Raw genomic sequence first — 14,557 nt, forward strand, 5'->3', positions numbered from 1 at the left:
TCTCAGGACGCCGGCGCCAGTTCCGTCCGCAGGGCGGAGCGGCCCTGCCCCCAGGCTTCCAGCAGGTGGTCTCCGAGACGGTCCTCCAGCAGGACCGTCGCCGCGCACCCGAAGGCCACGTCGGGCTCCAACTGAGGTTCCTCGTCCAGGAGACCGCCGATCACCTCGCGCCGTACGACCTGTTCGTGCACCGCGTCGGCCTCCACGTGTTCCGCGTAGAAACGCTCGGCGGCCGGTCCCGCGCCGCATCGCCGCATCGCCGCGGCCATGCGGCGCGAGCCCGGCGAGGAGGTCACTTCTACGCAGGCGAAGTGCCCGACCAGGGCGCCGCGCAGCGCGCGGTGCAGGCCGAAGAGCGACATGAGGTTGACGGTGGCGAGCAGCGGCGCCGGAGCGTGGTCCAGGTACCTGCCGTAGGTGTGGTCCAGGCCGAGGTCGTCCATCAGGTCGGCGAAGAGCCTGGCGTGGATGTCCGCGGCGTGACCGGCACCGAACTCGTCGTACTCGATCGCGACCATGCCGGCCTTGGCCCGTCCGGTCAGCCGGGGAACGACCCAGACGTGCGGGTCGGCTTCCTTGAGGTGGTACAGCGAGCGCAGGGCCGCGTACTCGCGCAACTGCCACAGCTCCCCCTCGGTCTCGAGGAGGCGGCTGACACTGCCCGCCAGGTCCACCGGCTCGACGAGGAGCGGCGCGAAGGCCTCCTCGGCCGACCGGGGGGCATCCGCCAGGTCGGTGCGCAGCGCGTGCAGGAACCGGGTTTCCAGCGCCTGCCGCAGGCGGAGCAGATCCGGGTCCCACTCGCGGTCGTCGTCGACTTCGCCGAAACCCCGGTAGTGGAGCTCGTAGAGCAGGTAGAGCGCGAGCTGGAGGTCCTCGCCCCACGGATCGGCCGAGAGGACCGCGCCGGCCCCGTGCACGGGCGGACGCCCGGTGCGCAACGCGTCGAGGACGGCGTCCGACAGGGCGCCCCGGCCTCGCACCAGGTCGGGTCCACTGCTCGTGCTACCGCGGGGGGCCGTCATCCGGTGCTCCTGTCCTTGGGGGCGTGCTCCCGGTTCGGGGGTCGTGGTCCTCGGTTCGGGTGTCGTGGTCCTCGGCCCGGTCTTCGGGTGGGGCGGCCCGGCGTTCGCGGGGGCGGTGGCTCGTGTCGCACCAGGGGTAGGTCCGGCTGCGGCGGCAGGTGCACACGGCGACCATGAAGCGGTCGGAGCGGACGAGGCTCCCGTCGTCCATGACGATCTCCACGGGCCCTTCGACCAGGACCGGGCCCTGTGGATCCACCGTCACCCGGCGGGCCGCGCGTCGCTCACCGCGATCGGGCTCCTCCCGGCCGCCCGGCCGGTCGTCACGCACGCCGGGCACGGAAGACTACCAGCTCTTCCCGCTCGCCGCCGTCGGCCAGGCCCCGGCTCAGCAGCCAGGCCCGCCTGGAGCGGAGTACCGGTCCCCACGGCACCGTGGCCCGCGCCACGACCTCTGCCGTCAGGCCTTCACGACTCAAGTGCTCCAGGGTGGTCGCGGTACCGCACATCCCCGAGTGCACCATGAGCAGGATCCCGCCGGGCCGCAGCAGCGCGGGCGCGCTCGAACAGATCCGGTCGACGACCTCGCGCCCGTCCGGGCCGGCTTCCCATGCGCGGGCGGCGCCGTGGGAGGGCAGCCGGGCCCGCGGGGACGGTACGTACGGCGGATTGGCGAGTACGAGGTCGAAGCGACGGCCCCGGGTACGGACGGCGAAGTCTCCGTGCAGCACGGAGAGCGGCGTCCCCCTGCGCAGCGCGTTGAACCGGGCCGCGATCACCGCGGGCCAGGAGACGTCGACAGCGGTCACCCGTGCCCCCGCGCCGGCGGCGTCGAGCGCGAGAGCGCCCGTACCCGTACCGATCTCCAGGACCTCGGTGGCCGGCCCCAGCTCCTCGCCGGACAGGGCGTCCGCCAGGAGGCGCGTATCGGCCTGTGGGCGGTACACACCGGGCGGGGCGAGAAGCCTTACCTGGGTGGTCCCGCTCGTCAGGGCCGTGTTGAGCATCGCGCACCTCCGGGCGGGCACGGCCCGCGGGGAGCGGATCGCGCCGATTGACGGAACGGGAGGCGTCTGCCCGGAACGCGGGGAGCTACCGCGGCCCCATCGATCTTCAGAGGATCACACGAGGGTAATCCTGGGGGTGATCACACCGAGGCGGTTTCACGTCCGCGCTCGCGTCCGTGCTCGCGTCCGTGCTCGCGTCCGTGCTCACATCCTTGCGCGGCTCTGCCAGCGCCGACGGCACCAGCGGACCAGCAGCGGGAGGGCCGTGACGAGGGTCAGGGCCCAGGCAACCGCGAAGGCCCAGATCAGGGGCTGGGCCACGGTCACGGACGCCGCGATCAGCAGGGCCACGGACACGGCCCCCAGCAAGGCGGCCGTCCGTGCCGTGCGGCTGGGCCGGCGGAGCGGGCGCAGCAGCCGGTCCAGCGAACGACCGGCCTGGAGACCGCCTTCCGTCCCGCCCGGAGCGCGCCGCTCGCGGTCGGCGAATCCGGCTCCATGCATGACGTGCGCCTCCCTCAGCTGCCGCCGCCGAGTGCGCGCCGCAGCTGTTCCTTGTTCATCTTCGAGCGCCCCTCGATGTTGCGGTGCTTGGCTTCCTGGTAGAGCTGGCCGTACGTGCGGCCTTCGGCGCCGCTGTGCGAGCGGTGACCGCCGCGCTCGCCGGAGGACATGTCCTGCAGCGAGAGGCGGCTCGCCGTCTTCGACTCGCCGTGCCGCGCACGCTCCTTGTTGACCGTCCGGGCGGCGATCTCCTCCGCCTTCCTCTCGCTCTCCCCTCGGTCGAGCGCGCTCTCCTTGATGTGCTCGTACTGCCGCTCGCGCTTGGGGCTGGATCCACGGGGCATGGCACTGCTCCTTCCGGTTCAGCGCGCGGCTACCCGCGGACGCGCCGTCCAATCCTGCGCGAGCGCCACGGCGAAGCCACCGGAAGTGCGGGAGGAATCCGCCACCGCGCGGGCCGGAATTCCGGGGCGGCCGGAGCGCCGCCCGAACTCGGGGCGGTCCCGTAGGCATACACCGGGCGGTCCCGGGCAGTCGCGGCCCATCGGAAGAAACACCGTACGACCGAGAGGACCGGAACCGTCATGAGCAAGGCGAAGGCGAAGGCCAAGCAGGTCAAGGGCAAGATCAAGGAAACCGCCGGCGACGCGATGGACGACAGGCGCATGCAGGCGGAAGGGGCCGCGGAACGTCTGACCGGCAAGGCTCAGGAAGCCGCGGCGAAGGCGGCCGACCAGGTCAAGAAGTCCAAGCGCTGAACAGCGGTCACAGAACCGCGGTCACCCAGTTCCCCTGTTCCCCCGCTTCCCCATTTCCCCGCTTCCCACCGGCCCCGGTGCCGTCGTTTCCCACGACGCCACCGGGGCCTTCTGGCCGGTCCGCCGAATCCCTCCGGGAACCGCGGGGGAACGCGAAGTGGGTCAGCCCGCCCCGTGGGGGGTATATACCGATCAGGAAGACGACGACGGCCCCCGCTGCGCCTGTGGCAGCAGTCCCATCCGTCGGAGGTTTCACATGTCACCCACGGCATCAACAGCACCCGTGCCGCGCATGTCCCGTACGTCCTGCGACATCGCGGACCCGGACCCCCTCCGTACCGAGCTCCCCCCTGCCGTGCCCGATGTCCCGGCGCCTCCGGTCGGCGTGGCGCTCGCGCTCGACATCCCCGAATCTCCCGTCAGTGTCAGCACCGCGGACGCCCGGACCCTGTCCACCGCGCTGTTCCGGCGCCTGGACACGCTGGAAGAGGGCACCGTCGAGTACTCGTACGTGCGCAACACCCTGGTCGAGCTCAACCTCAGCCTGGTGAAGTACGCGGCCCGCCGCTACCGCACGCGCAGGGAACCGATGGAGGACATCATCCAGGTCGGCACGATCGGCCTCATCAAGGCCATCAACCGGTACGAAGTGGAACGTGGGATCGAGTTCGCCACGTTCGCGGTACCCACCATCACCGGCGAGATCAAACGATTCTTCCGGGACACCAGCTGGTCGGTGAAGGTCCCCCGGCGGCTGCAGGAGCTCCGGCTCGACATCGCCAAGACGTACGACGCCCTCGAACAGTCGCTGGGTCGCCGACCGACCGACCGCGAGCTGGCGCGGCAGCTCGGAATCACCGAGCACGAACTGGTCGAGGGCCTCCAGGCCGCCAACGGCTACACGGCCGGCTCCCTCGACGCTCCCGTCGGCGAGGACACGACCGTGATGCCGCTGGCGTCCTCGCTCGGCACGGAGGAAGCCGCGTACGACCTCATCGAATGCCTGGAAACGCTCAAGCCCCTCCTGACGACGCTCAGCGACCGCGACCGGCAGATCCTGGCCATGCGTTTCGGGGAGGAACTCACCCAGTCCGAGATCGGCGACCGGCTCGGTCTCTCCCAGATGCACGTCTCCCGCCTGCTGAACCGGATCACCGAACGGCTGAGGACAGGACTTCTGACCGACGACGCCGTCACGCCGTAGGCCAGGGCAGTCCCGCCCGGACACCCGGATATTGAGCTCTGTATCGGTCGTACCTGACACATCCAATGCAGACACACACGGGGGCATGACCCCCCGATTCCCGGGCAGCAGCGCCTATGAGTCCTCGCAGGCAGGGGACGCGCTGAATTCAGGAGGTACGACTCTCACGACCGGGCCTTCCCGAGGAGGTCGCCGTCGGGAAGGGACCGCCATGACCAGCCGGGGCGCGCGGGACGTACTGAGCCGCACGTCCCCTGTGGCGCCCTTCGAACACCCGGCGCTCTTCTACCGCGGCGAGCACGAGTACGTGGCCGCTCTGGCGCCCATGATCAGGGCCGGTGCGGAAGCCGGGGAGCCCGTCGCCGTGGCCCTGCCGAACGGGAACCTCAGGCTGATCACGGAGCAACTCGCCGACCTCCACTCGGATCTCGCGGCCCCCGCCGCACCCGGTGTGCGTTTCCTCGACATGGCGTCGGCGGGCCGCAATCCCGGCCGGATCATCCCCGGGGTTCTCCTCCCCTTCGCCAACGCCCACCGCTCCGGGCACGTCCGGATCATCGGTGAGCCGGTCTGGCCGGGGCGCACCGCGCGGGAGTACCCGGCGTGCCTCCAGCACGAAGCACTGATCAACGCCGTCTTCCGCGGCCGGGACGTGACCGTCGTGTGCACGTACGACGCGGAACGGCTGCCCGCTGGCGTACTCGCCGACGCGCGGGTCACCCATCCGACCGTGATCGAGGACGGTCAGGAGCGGGTGAGCGGCGGGTTCGCACCCGCCCGCGCCCTCGCACGCGGCAACGAGCCACTGCCCCACCCCGGCGACGCCGCCTCCTTCCGGTTCGACGCGGGGCGTCTGCACGACGCACGCCTGTTCGCCTCCCGGATCGCCTCGCGGCTCGGCGCGGCCGACGACACCCGTGCGGCGCTGTCGCTGACGGTGGCCGAGCTGACGACGAACAGCGTGCTGCACGGCGGCGGCAGCGGGACCCTCCGGGTCTGGGCAGACTCGGATCAACTGGTGTGCGACGTACGGGACTCGGGGCTGTTGCGCGATCCGCTCGCCGGCCGCGTACCGCCCCCCGTCGAGCGACCCGGAGGCCGCGGGCTGGTCCTCGTCAACGAGTTCGCCGCGCTGGTCCGCATCCACACGGGTGCCACGGGGACGACGGTCCAGGTCCACCTCGACATGCGGCCCGGAACGCTGCCGTAACGCCCCGGCTCAGCCGCCCGCGCGGGCGGCTGAGCCATTCGGTGCAACGAAGGGCGTGTTCCCTCCAGGCCGCCGCCCGGGCGGTGGATAGTCGATCGGGTGATCGGCGGCAGGCGCCGCCGACCCCGCGCCCAGGCGACACAGGAAGAGTGGATCCGATGGTGAAGAAGGCATTGCTGACGTACGTCCTGGCGGCCGGAGTACTGCTCGGCCCGCTGAGCACGGCCGGCTGGGCGGCCGACGGCCGCGGCGGTGGGCACGCGCGGGCCGAGAACCGCCCCGTGGGCGTGGTGGAGTCCAAGGCGCCGCTCAACGTCCGCGAGAAGCCGACCGTGTACTCGGGCGTGGTGAAGCAGCTGCACCCGCACGAGCGGGTGCTCCTCGAGTGCCAGAAGCGCGGGGGCTGGGTGGACGGCAACCCGGTGTGGTACCGCCTGCACGGATCGAAGGGCTGGGTCTCGGCCCGCTACGTCCACAACCTCCAGCCGGTCCGCCCCTGCTGAGAGCGCTGAGCCGGGCCGCGGCCCCGAACAGGTGGGGGCCGCGGCCGTTGCTCAAGCCGTGGAGGACAGCGCCGGCCTCTCCCCTCCGGCGGCACCGAGCCGACGCCGTTCGCCTTCGGTGAGCCCGCCCCAGATCCCGAACGGCTCCCCCACCTCCAACGCGTGCCGCAGGCAGTCGCGCTGCACCGGGCACAGCGCGCACACCTCTTTCGCCGCCTCGTGGCGGGCCTCACGGTCCGGGGCCGGCTCGCCCGTGATGTGGAAGAAGAGGCGCGAGCCCAGTTCCCGACATGCGGCCCCCTCCTGCCACAGCCAGTGGTGCTCGGCACGGCCGGGCAGACGCGACACGTTTCCCACCTCGAAACCTCCATCGGATTCGGACACCGATACCGAAACGGATACGGATACGGACGACCGGATCCGAAGCGGCTCCGGACGCGCGGTCGTGATCCTCCTCGTCTGGCCCGGAGCACGCGCCTCAAACAGCCAGCCGGACGCCAACCCGAACACCGTGACCGCGATCGTTCACCGGGTCGGGCGTGAGTCGTGCGGCGGGGCCCCGGTGGGCGGCGGGGTCTCTTGGCGTCGGGCGGGAGCGCGTTCGCCCCTCCCGGCGCGAGCGGAGGGGTGTGAGAATGGACGGCATGTGCGGCCGTTACGCCTCCTCCCGGGCACCCGGAGACCTCGCAGACCTCTTCGACGCCCACCTCGACCCCGCCCGCGTACTGGGCCCCTCCTGGAACGTGGCGCCCACCGACGAGGTGTGGGCCGTTCTGGAACGAGCCGCCCGTGACACCGGGGAGGTCCAGCGGCGCCTGCGCCCGGTGCGATGGGGTCTGGTCCCGTCCTGGGCGAAGGATCCGACGGTGGGATCGCGGATGATCAATGCGCGGGTGGAGACGGTGCACGAGAAGCCGGCCTACCGGCGGGCCCTGGCCAAACGCCGGTGCCTACTGCCCGCGGACGGCTTCTACGAGTGGGTCACCGTGCCGGCCACCGGACCGGCCAAGGCGTACAAGCAGCCGTACTTCATCCGGCCCGAGAGCGGATCCGTGATGGCGATGGCCGGACTGTACGAGTTCTGGCGCGACCCCTCCGTCACCGACGAGGACGACCCGGCGGCGTGGCTCACCACGGCCACGATCATCACCACCGAGGCCACCGACGCGGCCGGCCGCGCCCACCCCCGGATGCCGCTCGCCCTCGACCCGGGCGACTACGGCGCCTGGCTCGACCCCTCGCACCAGGACACCGCGGACATCCGGGCCCTTCTCCACCCCCCGGCCGGCGGCCGCCTCGCGGTGACCGCCGTGTCCACCGCCGTCAACAGCGTCCGCAACGACGGCCCCCACCTCCTCGACGACCCCGGCCGCGGCCCACGGGACCCTGACGCCTGAACGCGTTCAATACCTCGGTGGAGATGGCGCCCGGGCCTCCGGGGACCGCGGACGAGCGGATCAGGACCGGCTACGGTCCGTGGGAGGTCAACACCGCGACGGCGCCGGGCGAACGGGCGGCGGTGAGCGAGGTCCAGATCGAGTTCGACGGTGAACTGTCCGCCTCCTACGAGGTCGGCGGTGCCCCCGGGGCGCCCAGCCTCTGGGCGTACTTGGGAGACCCTGACGACAGTGATCTCTGCGTCCTCACCAGAGCCTGAGCCGCCTGTCGGAACGGTGTCCGGGGCCGAACCGGGCTGCGGCCCGCGGCAGCTCGCCCCACAATGGGACGAGGGTCGGCTGAGAGGATCTCTCTCATGCGCGCTGAGTCTTCGGCGGCAGCTCGGACCGGGGCCTTCATCGCGGTCGCCGTCGCGCTGTTCTGCATCCAGCTCGACTTCTTCGCCCTCAATCTCGCCATTCCCGGCATCTCGGCGGAGCTGGGCGTCACGGTTTCGGCCGCGCAGTGGACCCTGTCCGCGTACATGCTGGCCATCGGCTGCTTCTTCATCGTCGGTGGCCGGATGGGCGACGTCTTCGGGAGGCGGGGCACCCTGCTGGCCGGTACGGCCCTGTTCGCGGCCGGTTCCGTGGGGTGCGCGCTGGCTCCCGGCCTCGGCCCGCTGGTGGCGGCCCGGGTCGCACAGGGGGTCGGCGCGGCGTTCGTCTTCCCGGTGGCCGTGTCCGTGATCACCAACACCTTTCCGGAGGAGAGCCGCACGAAGGCCCTGGGCGCCGTGTTCGGTGTCGCCAACATCGGGACCGCGCTCGGTCCCTTCGTCGGCGGAGGCTTCACCGAGGGGCCCGGCTGGCGCTGGATCTTCTGGCTGATGGCGCCGCTGAGCCTGCTCTCCCTGCTCGTTGCCCTCGTGTACGTCCCGGACTCGCGCGACACATCGGCCTCGCGGGAGCTCGATCTCCTGGGCTGCGCCCTGATCGTCTGCTCGCTGGCCACCCTCACCACCGCCGTGGAGCGCGGAGACGCCTGGGGCTGGAACAGCGCGCGCACCCTCGGTCTCTTCGCGGTGGCCGCGGTGACCGGCGGGCTGTTCCTGGTGCGGGAGCGGCTGACCCGGCATCCGCTGATCGACCTGCGGCTGTTCCGCAACATCCCCTACGTCCTGGTGACCGCGATGGGCACGCTGTCGAACATGGGCTACGGCGTCACGGTCTTCCTCGCCACGCTCTACCTCCAGGGCGTGCGCGGCCTCTCGCCGCTCCTGGCGGGCACCGTCTTCCTGGCTCCGGCCCTGCTGGTGGCGCTCAGCGGGCCGCTCGGGGCGCGGCTGGCCCGGCACATGCCGCCGACCGCCGTGATGGCACTGGCCGGGGGCCTCGCGGGCACGGGGATGTACGCCCTGACCGAGGTCTCCGCCTGGTGGCTGTACGTGCCGGTGTTCGCGTGGTGCGGGCTGGGCCTGGGGCTGGGCTGGACGTATTCCGGCGTGGCGACGCAACAGGTCGTCGCGCCGGCCAGGGCAGGGGAGGCAGCGGGCGTACTGCTGACGTTCATGGTGACGATGGGTGCGATCGCCCTGGCCGGGGCGGCTGCGGGAATCTCGGCGATGACACCGCAGCGGCCGCCCGAGGAGGCCTACGACGCGATCATGCGGCTGGGCGGGGCGGCGGTCCTGGCCGCGGTGGCTGTCGTCATGGCCCTGCGCCACCGGCTCATGGCGCGCGGCAGGGTCGCGGCGGTGCCGAGCGGTCCCGACCGGGCCCCGTAACAGCGCGGCACTGCGCGGTAGCCTGGCCGGATGACCCACGAACTGCCCCCCGGCGGAGTCGAGATCACCGAATCCGAGGCCGTGGCCAGGTGGACCCGGGCATGGACCCCCGCCGAGGTGGCAGCCCGGCTGGCCGGCGTTCCGGTCCCCTGGTACGTGGCCGGGGGATGGGCCGTCGACCTGTTCATCGGCGAACGGACCCGAGAGCACGGCGACCTCGAGATCGCCGTCCCGGCCGCCCGGTTCCCCGAGATCCGCGCCCGGTTCCCCGGGTTCGCCTTCGACGTCGTGGCGTCCGACCGCCTCTGGGAGCTCACGCCGGAGGTCTACGGACTGGGCCATCAGACCTGGCTGCGCGACCCGTCGACCGGGAACTTCCTGGTCGACGTGTTCCGCGAGCCCCACGACGGCCCGACCTGGATCTGCCGGCGCGACCCGTCCGTCCGGCTGCCGTACGCCTCCGTCGTCCGCCACACCCCGGACGGGATCCCCTACCTCGCACCGGAACTGGCACTGCTGTTCAAGGCCAAGGCGACCCGCCCCAAGGACCAGCACGACTTCGCCGGCGCGCTTCCCCTGATGGACGCCGTCCAGCGCCGGACCCTGGCCGAGCTCCTGGCCCATGTCCATCCGGGGCACAGCTGGCTGACGGACCTCCGGTAGAACGGCGCGGCCGCCGATCGGGGCCGGCGGCGAGATCCGGCCAGGGGTGAGCCCTCCGCCCTGGCGCTCCCGCGGCGGGCCGGGTTTCACTGCGGGCCCATGAGACGACACAGGATCATGGGCGTGCTCGGCGCGCTGACCCTCGCGGCGGCCACCCTCGCCGCCGCGGGCCCGGCGGTGGCGGCCGAACCCGGCGGCGCGCCCGCGGCGGCCTCCCCCGCACCTGCGGCACCCGGCGCACAGCCGCCGCCCGCCGAGTTCGGGACGGACTGGCACGACCCCCTCACCCCCGCCCCGCCCGTGGCCCACCCCGGGACCCGGTCCTGCCAGGTGACCCTGGCCGAGGCGCAGTTCCGCGACTTCACCCCGTACCAGGGCTCTTACGTACCGCCCACCGGCTGTGGAACGGCCGACTGGGCGGCGGTCGTGCTCCGCCTCGACGGCAAGGTCAAGGGCCGCCAGTTCGACCGCCTCGGCCACCTCTCCGTCGGCGGAGTGGAGATCTTCCACACCTCGACTCCCGAGCCCTCACCGGACGGCATCGCCTGGTCGGTCGAGAAGGACGTCACCCACTACCGGGACACGCTCAGCCGCCCGCAGCCCGTGGAGATGCTCATCGGCAACGTCGTCGACGACACCTACACCGGCGTCATCGACGTCAAGGTCACCCTGACCTTCTACACCGCCGAGCGCCGCCCCGGCGCCGCCCGCCCCGGCGCCGCCCGGCCCGACGCGGCCCGCTCCGACGCCGGCCGCACCCCGGACCGTGTGCTGGCGCTCACCACCCCGGCGGTCACCCTCCCGCGCAACACCGAGCGGCTGCTGGCCGAGGTGTACGCCACGGGCTCGGGCGGCGGCTGCGAGGAGTACTGGTACATGACCACCCCCGAGGCGGCCCCCTACTCCTGCAAGGCGGCCGACGGCCCCTACCGCGAGGTCCGGATCTCCGTCGACGGGCAGATCGCCGGCATCGCCGCGCCCTTCCCGACCGTGTGGACCGGCGGCTGGTCCAACCCCTTCCTCTGGTACGTGACCCCCGGCCCCCGCGCCTTCGACGTCCAGCCGCTCCGCTACGACCTCACCCCGTACGCCGCCCTCCTCAACGACGGGCGACCGCACCGCGTCGAGGTGTCCGTCGCCGGAGTACCGGCCGGGCAGAGCGGCTGGGCCACCCCCGCCAACCTGCTGCTCTGGCAGGACGCGGCCCGTGAGGTCGTCACCGGGGCCCTCACCCGCGCCGAGCGGAGCGATCCGGCCAACTCCTCGCGCTGGACGCCCGCCGCGCCCGGCGCCGAGCACCGCCTGGACACCGAGGGTGGGCACCGGCTGACCGTCGCCGGATACCTGGACACCTCGCACGGCCGGGTCACCACCACCGTCTCCCGCTCGGTGCACAACACCTCGGTCCACCGCTGGACCGAAGGAGAGGACCGCGACGGGCTGACCGCGACCTGGACCGACGAGGAGAGCGTCACGCGCGGGACGACCACCACCCGGACGAACCGCACCTACACGATGGACGGCGAGACCACCCTGGGCGCGGGCGACCGGCTCCGCACCGTCATCACGCTCGGGGACCGCTCGGACACCGTCACCCTGCGCGGCGGCCGGGAGGTCGAGCGGTCCCGGACCGACGACCAGTACACGGGCGACGCGAGCTACACCGCGAACGTTCCGCGCGACCAGCGGCACGCCGTCGCCACCACCTCCGCCCGCTACCGGGCCCACGGAACCGGAGCGCCCGGAGGCTGCTACGACCGCACCGTGGCCACCGCCCAGGGCACCATCACGCAGGACCGCCGCCGCTGTTGACACCGACGGCGCCATGACCCGCGGTGCGGGGGCGCACGCCCCCGCACCACACCCGGCCGGTCCGGAATCACAAAAAAGTGCATGCGAGCGGTCAAATCGCTTGCCGGCGGACTATCCTATTTATAGGCCTACGAGGCGAGCGAGGGAGTTCGACCGTAGTAGCCGACTGAGGCGGAATTCGGTTGTTGTTGTCCGCCCCGGCCGACGTCAACGGTAGGGCTGAGAGGTCCGACGGTCGGAAGACCCGAAGGCGACCCCCATCACCTGATCCGGACAATACCGGCGCAGGGAGCCCGTTTCGTAGGTCCTTCCACGCCCCGGCCCACCCCGGGTTCCCCCTCCACTCACCCCTCCCCCCGGCCGCCGTCGGCCCCGCCCTCGAGTCGGTCGACGAGGACGAGCGCCACATCGTCCGCCAGACACCCGTGCGTGTGGCGGAGCAGTCCCTGCCGCAACCCCTCCAGGAACGCCTGCCCGGTGTGGTCGCACATCGTCTTCATCGCCGCCGGCAGATCGAAGAAGGCGAAGGCGTTGTCGCCGTCGCGGGCCTCGATCACACCGTCCGTGTACAGCAGCAGCCGGTCCCCCGGCAGGAACGGATAGGTGTCCGTCCGGCAGGGAGCACCGCTGATGAACTCCTCGAGACCCAGCGGCGGCAGGTGGGTGGCCGGCATCAGCGCCCGGACCGTGCCGTCGCACAGCAGCAGCGGTGGCGGATGGCCCCGGTTGATCACCTCGACGGCGGGGCCGTCCGGGATCTGGGCCACGAGCGCGGTCACGAAGGCTTCCCGGAGGGCGTCGTCGGCGCCGTTCGCACCCGCGCCCATGATGACGGCGTCCCGGCGCAGGGCCTCGCCGCAGTGGTTGACGACCTCCACCAGGTCGTCCTCGTAGTGCACCGCCTCCCGGAACGCGCCGAGCACCACCGCGGCCGCGCGCACCGCGGGCAGCCCCTTGCCGCGCACGTCACCGACGATCATCCGGACCCCGTACCGGGTCTGGACCACGTCGTACAGGTCACCGCCGATCTGGGCCCCCGTCTCCGCCGCCAGGTACATGCTGGCCGCCCGTACGGGCCCCAGCCGGGCCGGCACGGGACGCAGCAGGACCTCCTGCGCGGCCACGGCGATCCGGCGGATCTGGTTGAGCTCGCTCTCCCGGCGCGTGCGCACGGTGCTGCTCGTGATGAAGCTCGCCGCCGACACCAGGGACAGGGCGAGGAAGTTCGTGTAGACCTGCTGACCGCCCCACGCGTGGTTGTGGGTGGCGGTGATCACGCTGACCCCGACGGCCACGCCCGCCGCCGCGAGCGTGCCCCTGGGGCCCATCGTCACCGCCGCCAGGGCGGGCGTCGCCACCAGCAAGGGGCCGGTGTACACGACGTGCGCGGGTGTGAGCTCGATGAGGAGCACCAGCAGGGCGATCGCGAAGGGCACGCACTCCGCGAGCACGAAAAGGACCTGATGGTGACCGCCGGCTCCCGGTCCCGGGGGCGAGCGCACGGGCGCACTCATGAGTACAGCCTGCCCCTGCGGGGCGACCGGCCGCCACTTCGGGTGCACCCGTCCCCTCAGGTGTCCGGCCGCGGCCCGGACCGGGTAGGGATCCGCGGACGGAAGGCCGCCCCACCGCCCTCCGAGTCTGGAGCGCCCCATGCCCGTGAGCACCGACCCGGCGGAGGTCCCCCGGGTCTCCCGTGAGGAATTCGACGCCCTCTTCGCCTCGCTCCGTACGTGGGGCCGCTGGGTCCCGGCCGACCGGGGTGCCTGGAACCGGGTCACCCCGGACCATGTGCGCAGGGCCGCCGCCCTGGTGAGGGACGGTACGACGGTGTCCCTGGGGTTGCCCTGGAACACCCGACCGGGTCCCGACAACGCCAGGCCCGCGCTGCACTACATGACCGACCTCGGCGATGTGGAGCCCCCGGAGCCCTCCGCCCACAAGGACTTCCTGGGCGTGGACTACCACGGCAAGGGAGTCAGCCACCTCGACGCGCTGTCACACATCGCCTACCGGGGGCTGCTCTACGGGGGCCACCCGGCGCGCGAGGTCATCGGCTCCGGCGGGGCCCGGTTCGGCTCGGTGGCCGCGCTGGGACCGCTCGTGACCAGGGGAGTGCTCCTCGACCTGCCCGTCGCCCTCGGCGTCGACTGGCTGGAGCCCGGGCACGCGGTCCGCGCCCGGGACGTCGTCGCCGCCGAGCGGGTGCTCGGGGTGGGGATCGACGACGGGTGCGCGGTGCTGCTGCGCTCCGGCAGGTTCCGGCGCCGCCGCGAGCTGGGGCCGTGGGACGTCGACGCGGCCAGCGCGGGGTTCCACGTGGACGCGATGCCCCTGCTGGCGGAGCGGGCCGTCAGCCTGCTCGGCTCGGACGGGGACAGCGACGTCCGGCCTTCCCCGGTCGAGGGCCTGCACTCCCCCGTCCACGCGCTGGCCGTCGCGGCCATGGGGGTGCCCCTGCTGGACAACCTGGACCTGGAGGCGCTGTCCGCCGCGTGCGCCGAGGCGGGACGCCACGAGTTCATGATCGTCGTGACGCCACTCGACATTCCCGGCGGGACGGGATCGCCGGTCAATCCGGTGGCTGTCCTATGAAGCGACAAATAGGCGAGAATAGACTCGAACCGGACCGATCCATGATTCAGCCTTCGTCGCCGGGACCGCAGGGACCGCACGGACCGGCACCGACCCGTACCAGCCAGGGGAAG

Annotated in this window: 17 protein-coding genes; 10 read left to right on the plus strand and 7 right to left on the minus strand. The window is 72.4% G+C overall.

The window, feature by feature from the left end:
* Positions 1–2 precede the first annotated feature (2 nt).
* The 5 genes from OG389_RS01355 to OG389_RS01375 form a co-directional block, all read right to left on the minus strand.
* Entirely contained in the window at positions 3–1,025 is a 1,023-nt protein-coding gene (locus tag OG389_RS01355; RefSeq protein ID WP_328296575.1) for an iron-containing redox enzyme family protein, read from the minus strand.
* The gene (locus OG389_RS01360) at positions 1,006–1,236 is read right to left on the minus strand and encodes a CDGSH iron-sulfur domain-containing protein (protein WP_443059406.1); all 231 of its coding nucleotides are present in this window, start codon (positions 1,234–1,236) and stop codon (positions 1,006–1,008) included. Before OG389_RS01360 ends, OG389_RS01355 begins: the two co-directional genes overlap by 20 nt.
* Before the next feature lie 112 nt (positions 1,237–1,348).
* The gene (locus tag OG389_RS01365) at positions 1,349–2,032 is read right to left on the minus strand and encodes a HemK2/MTQ2 family protein methyltransferase (protein ID WP_328296577.1); all 684 of its coding nucleotides are present in this window, start codon (positions 2,030–2,032) and stop codon (positions 1,349–1,351) included.
* Between the two features lie 204 nt (positions 2,033–2,236).
* Positions 2,237–2,536 (minus strand): hypothetical protein, encoded by a 300-nt coding sequence (locus OG389_RS01370; protein WP_328296578.1) that lies wholly within the window; start codon positions 2,534–2,536, stop codon positions 2,237–2,239.
* 14 nt (positions 2,537–2,550) lie between these two features.
* Entirely contained in the window at positions 2,551–2,880 is a 330-nt protein-coding gene (locus OG389_RS01375) for a plasmid stabilization protein (protein ID WP_328296579.1), read from the minus strand.
* Positions 2,881–3,120: 240 nt separating this feature from the next.
* Between OG389_RS01375 and OG389_RS01380 the strand changes: the two genes are divergently transcribed.
* From OG389_RS01380 to OG389_RS01395, 4 genes are all read left to right on the plus strand, one after another.
* Positions 3,121–3,294, plus strand: coding sequence for a CsbD family protein (locus OG389_RS01380; RefSeq protein WP_328296580.1), 174 nt, complete (start codon positions 3,121–3,123; stop codon positions 3,292–3,294).
* A 292-nt stretch (positions 3,295–3,586) separates the two neighbouring features.
* On the plus strand, positions 3,587–4,498 hold the full coding sequence (locus tag OG389_RS01385; protein ID WP_328296581.1) for a SigB/SigF/SigG family RNA polymerase sigma factor: 912 nt from the start codon (positions 3,587–3,589) through the stop codon (positions 4,496–4,498).
* A gap of 211 nt (positions 4,499–4,709) precedes the next feature.
* Entirely contained in the window at positions 4,710–5,708 is a 999-nt protein-coding gene (locus OG389_RS01390; protein WP_328296582.1) for an anti-sigma factor RsbA family regulatory protein, read from the plus strand.
* Between the two features lie 158 nt (positions 5,709–5,866).
* Positions 5,867–6,211, plus strand: a complete 345-nt coding sequence (locus OG389_RS01395; protein ID WP_328296583.1) for an SH3 domain-containing protein — start codon at positions 5,867–5,869, stop codon at positions 6,209–6,211.
* 51 nt (positions 6,212–6,262) lie between these two features.
* Here OG389_RS01395 and OG389_RS01400 read toward each other — a convergent pair whose 3' ends face one another.
* A complete protein-coding gene (locus OG389_RS01400) occupies positions 6,263–6,559 on the minus strand; it encodes a WhiB family transcriptional regulator (RefSeq protein ID WP_328296584.1) in 297 nt (98 codons plus the stop codon).
* A 296-nt stretch (positions 6,560–6,855) separates the two neighbouring features.
* Between OG389_RS01400 and OG389_RS01405 the strand changes: the two genes are divergently transcribed.
* From OG389_RS01405 to OG389_RS01425, 5 genes are all read left to right on the plus strand, one after another.
* Positions 6,856–7,608, plus strand: coding sequence for an SOS response-associated peptidase (locus tag OG389_RS01405; protein WP_328296585.1), 753 nt, complete (start codon positions 6,856–6,858; stop codon positions 7,606–7,608).
* Positions 7,609–7,625: 17 nt separating this feature from the next.
* Complete coding sequence (locus tag OG389_RS01410; RefSeq protein ID WP_328296586.1) at positions 7,626–7,868, plus strand: hypothetical protein; 243 nt, start codon at positions 7,626–7,628, stop codon at positions 7,866–7,868.
* A 96-nt stretch (positions 7,869–7,964) separates the two neighbouring features.
* Positions 7,965–9,374, plus strand: a complete 1,410-nt coding sequence (locus OG389_RS01415) for an MFS transporter (protein WP_328296587.1) — start codon at positions 7,965–7,967, stop codon at positions 9,372–9,374.
* Between the two features lie 30 nt (positions 9,375–9,404).
* A complete protein-coding gene (locus OG389_RS01420) occupies positions 9,405–10,037 on the plus strand; it encodes a nucleotidyltransferase domain-containing protein (RefSeq protein ID WP_328296588.1) in 633 nt (210 codons plus the stop codon).
* A 99-nt stretch (positions 10,038–10,136) separates the two neighbouring features.
* Positions 10,137–11,849, plus strand: coding sequence for a peptide-N4-asparagine amidase (locus tag OG389_RS01425; RefSeq protein WP_328296589.1), 1,713 nt, complete (start codon positions 10,137–10,139; stop codon positions 11,847–11,849).
* A gap of 344 nt (positions 11,850–12,193) precedes the next feature.
* Here OG389_RS01425 and OG389_RS01430 read toward each other — a convergent pair whose 3' ends face one another.
* On the minus strand, positions 12,194–13,363 hold the full coding sequence (locus OG389_RS01430) for a PP2C family protein-serine/threonine phosphatase (RefSeq protein ID WP_328296590.1): 1,170 nt from the start codon (positions 13,361–13,363) through the stop codon (positions 12,194–12,196).
* Between the two features lie 139 nt (positions 13,364–13,502).
* Between OG389_RS01430 and OG389_RS01435 the strand changes: the two genes are divergently transcribed.
* Complete coding sequence (locus tag OG389_RS01435) at positions 13,503–14,444, plus strand: cyclase family protein (RefSeq protein ID WP_328296591.1); 942 nt, start codon at positions 13,503–13,505, stop codon at positions 14,442–14,444.
* The last annotated feature ends 113 nt before the right edge of the window (positions 14,445–14,557 follow it).

This window comes from Streptomyces sp. NBC_00435 (assembly GCF_036014235.1).
Lineage (GTDB): Bacteria > Actinomycetota > Actinomycetes > Streptomycetales > Streptomycetaceae > Streptomyces.

Bases quoted from the DNA above. Each gene is read 5' to 3' on its own strand.
- OG389_RS01380 (WP_328296580.1), top strand. From the start codon at position 3,121: ATGAGCAAGGCGAAGGCGAAGGCCAAGCAGGTCAAGGGCAAGATCAAG.
- OG389_RS01355 (WP_328296575.1), bottom strand. From the start codon at position 1,025: ATGACGGCCCCCCGCGGTAGCACGAGCAGTGGACCCGACCTGGTGCGA.
- OG389_RS01415 (WP_328296587.1), top strand. From the start codon at position 7,965: ATGCGCGCTGAGTCTTCGGCGGCAGCTCGGACCGGGGCCTTCATCGCG.
- OG389_RS01390 (WP_328296582.1), top strand. From the start codon at position 4,710: ATGACCAGCCGGGGCGCGCGGGACGTACTGAGCCGCACGTCCCCTGTG.
- OG389_RS01370 (WP_328296578.1), bottom strand. From the start codon at position 2,536: ATGCATGGAGCCGGATTCGCCGACCGCGAGCGGCGCGCTCCGGGCGGG.
- OG389_RS01430 (WP_328296590.1), bottom strand. From the start codon at position 13,363: ATGAGTGCGCCCGTGCGCTCGCCCCCGGGACCGGGAGCCGGCGGTCAC.
- OG389_RS01360 (WP_443059406.1), bottom strand. From the start codon at position 1,236: ATGGACGACGGGAGCCTCGTCCGCTCCGACCGCTTCATGGTCGCCGTG.
- OG389_RS01365 (WP_328296577.1), bottom strand. From the start codon at position 2,032: ATGCTCAACACGGCCCTGACGAGCGGGACCACCCAGGTAAGGCTTCTC.
- OG389_RS01420 (WP_328296588.1), top strand. From the start codon at position 9,405: ATGACCCACGAACTGCCCCCCGGCGGAGTCGAGATCACCGAATCCGAG.
- OG389_RS01375 (WP_328296579.1), bottom strand. From the start codon at position 2,880: ATGCCCCGTGGATCCAGCCCCAAGCGCGAGCGGCAGTACGAGCACATC.
- OG389_RS01425 (WP_328296589.1), top strand. From the start codon at position 10,137: ATGAGACGACACAGGATCATGGGCGTGCTCGGCGCGCTGACCCTCGCG.
- OG389_RS01435 (WP_328296591.1), top strand. From the start codon at position 13,503: ATGCCCGTGAGCACCGACCCGGCGGAGGTCCCCCGGGTCTCCCGTGAG.
- OG389_RS01395 (WP_328296583.1), top strand. From the start codon at position 5,867: ATGGTGAAGAAGGCATTGCTGACGTACGTCCTGGCGGCCGGAGTACTG.
- OG389_RS01405 (WP_328296585.1), top strand. From the start codon at position 6,856: ATGTGCGGCCGTTACGCCTCCTCCCGGGCACCCGGAGACCTCGCAGAC.
- OG389_RS01385 (WP_328296581.1), top strand. From the start codon at position 3,587: ATGTCCCGTACGTCCTGCGACATCGCGGACCCGGACCCCCTCCGTACC.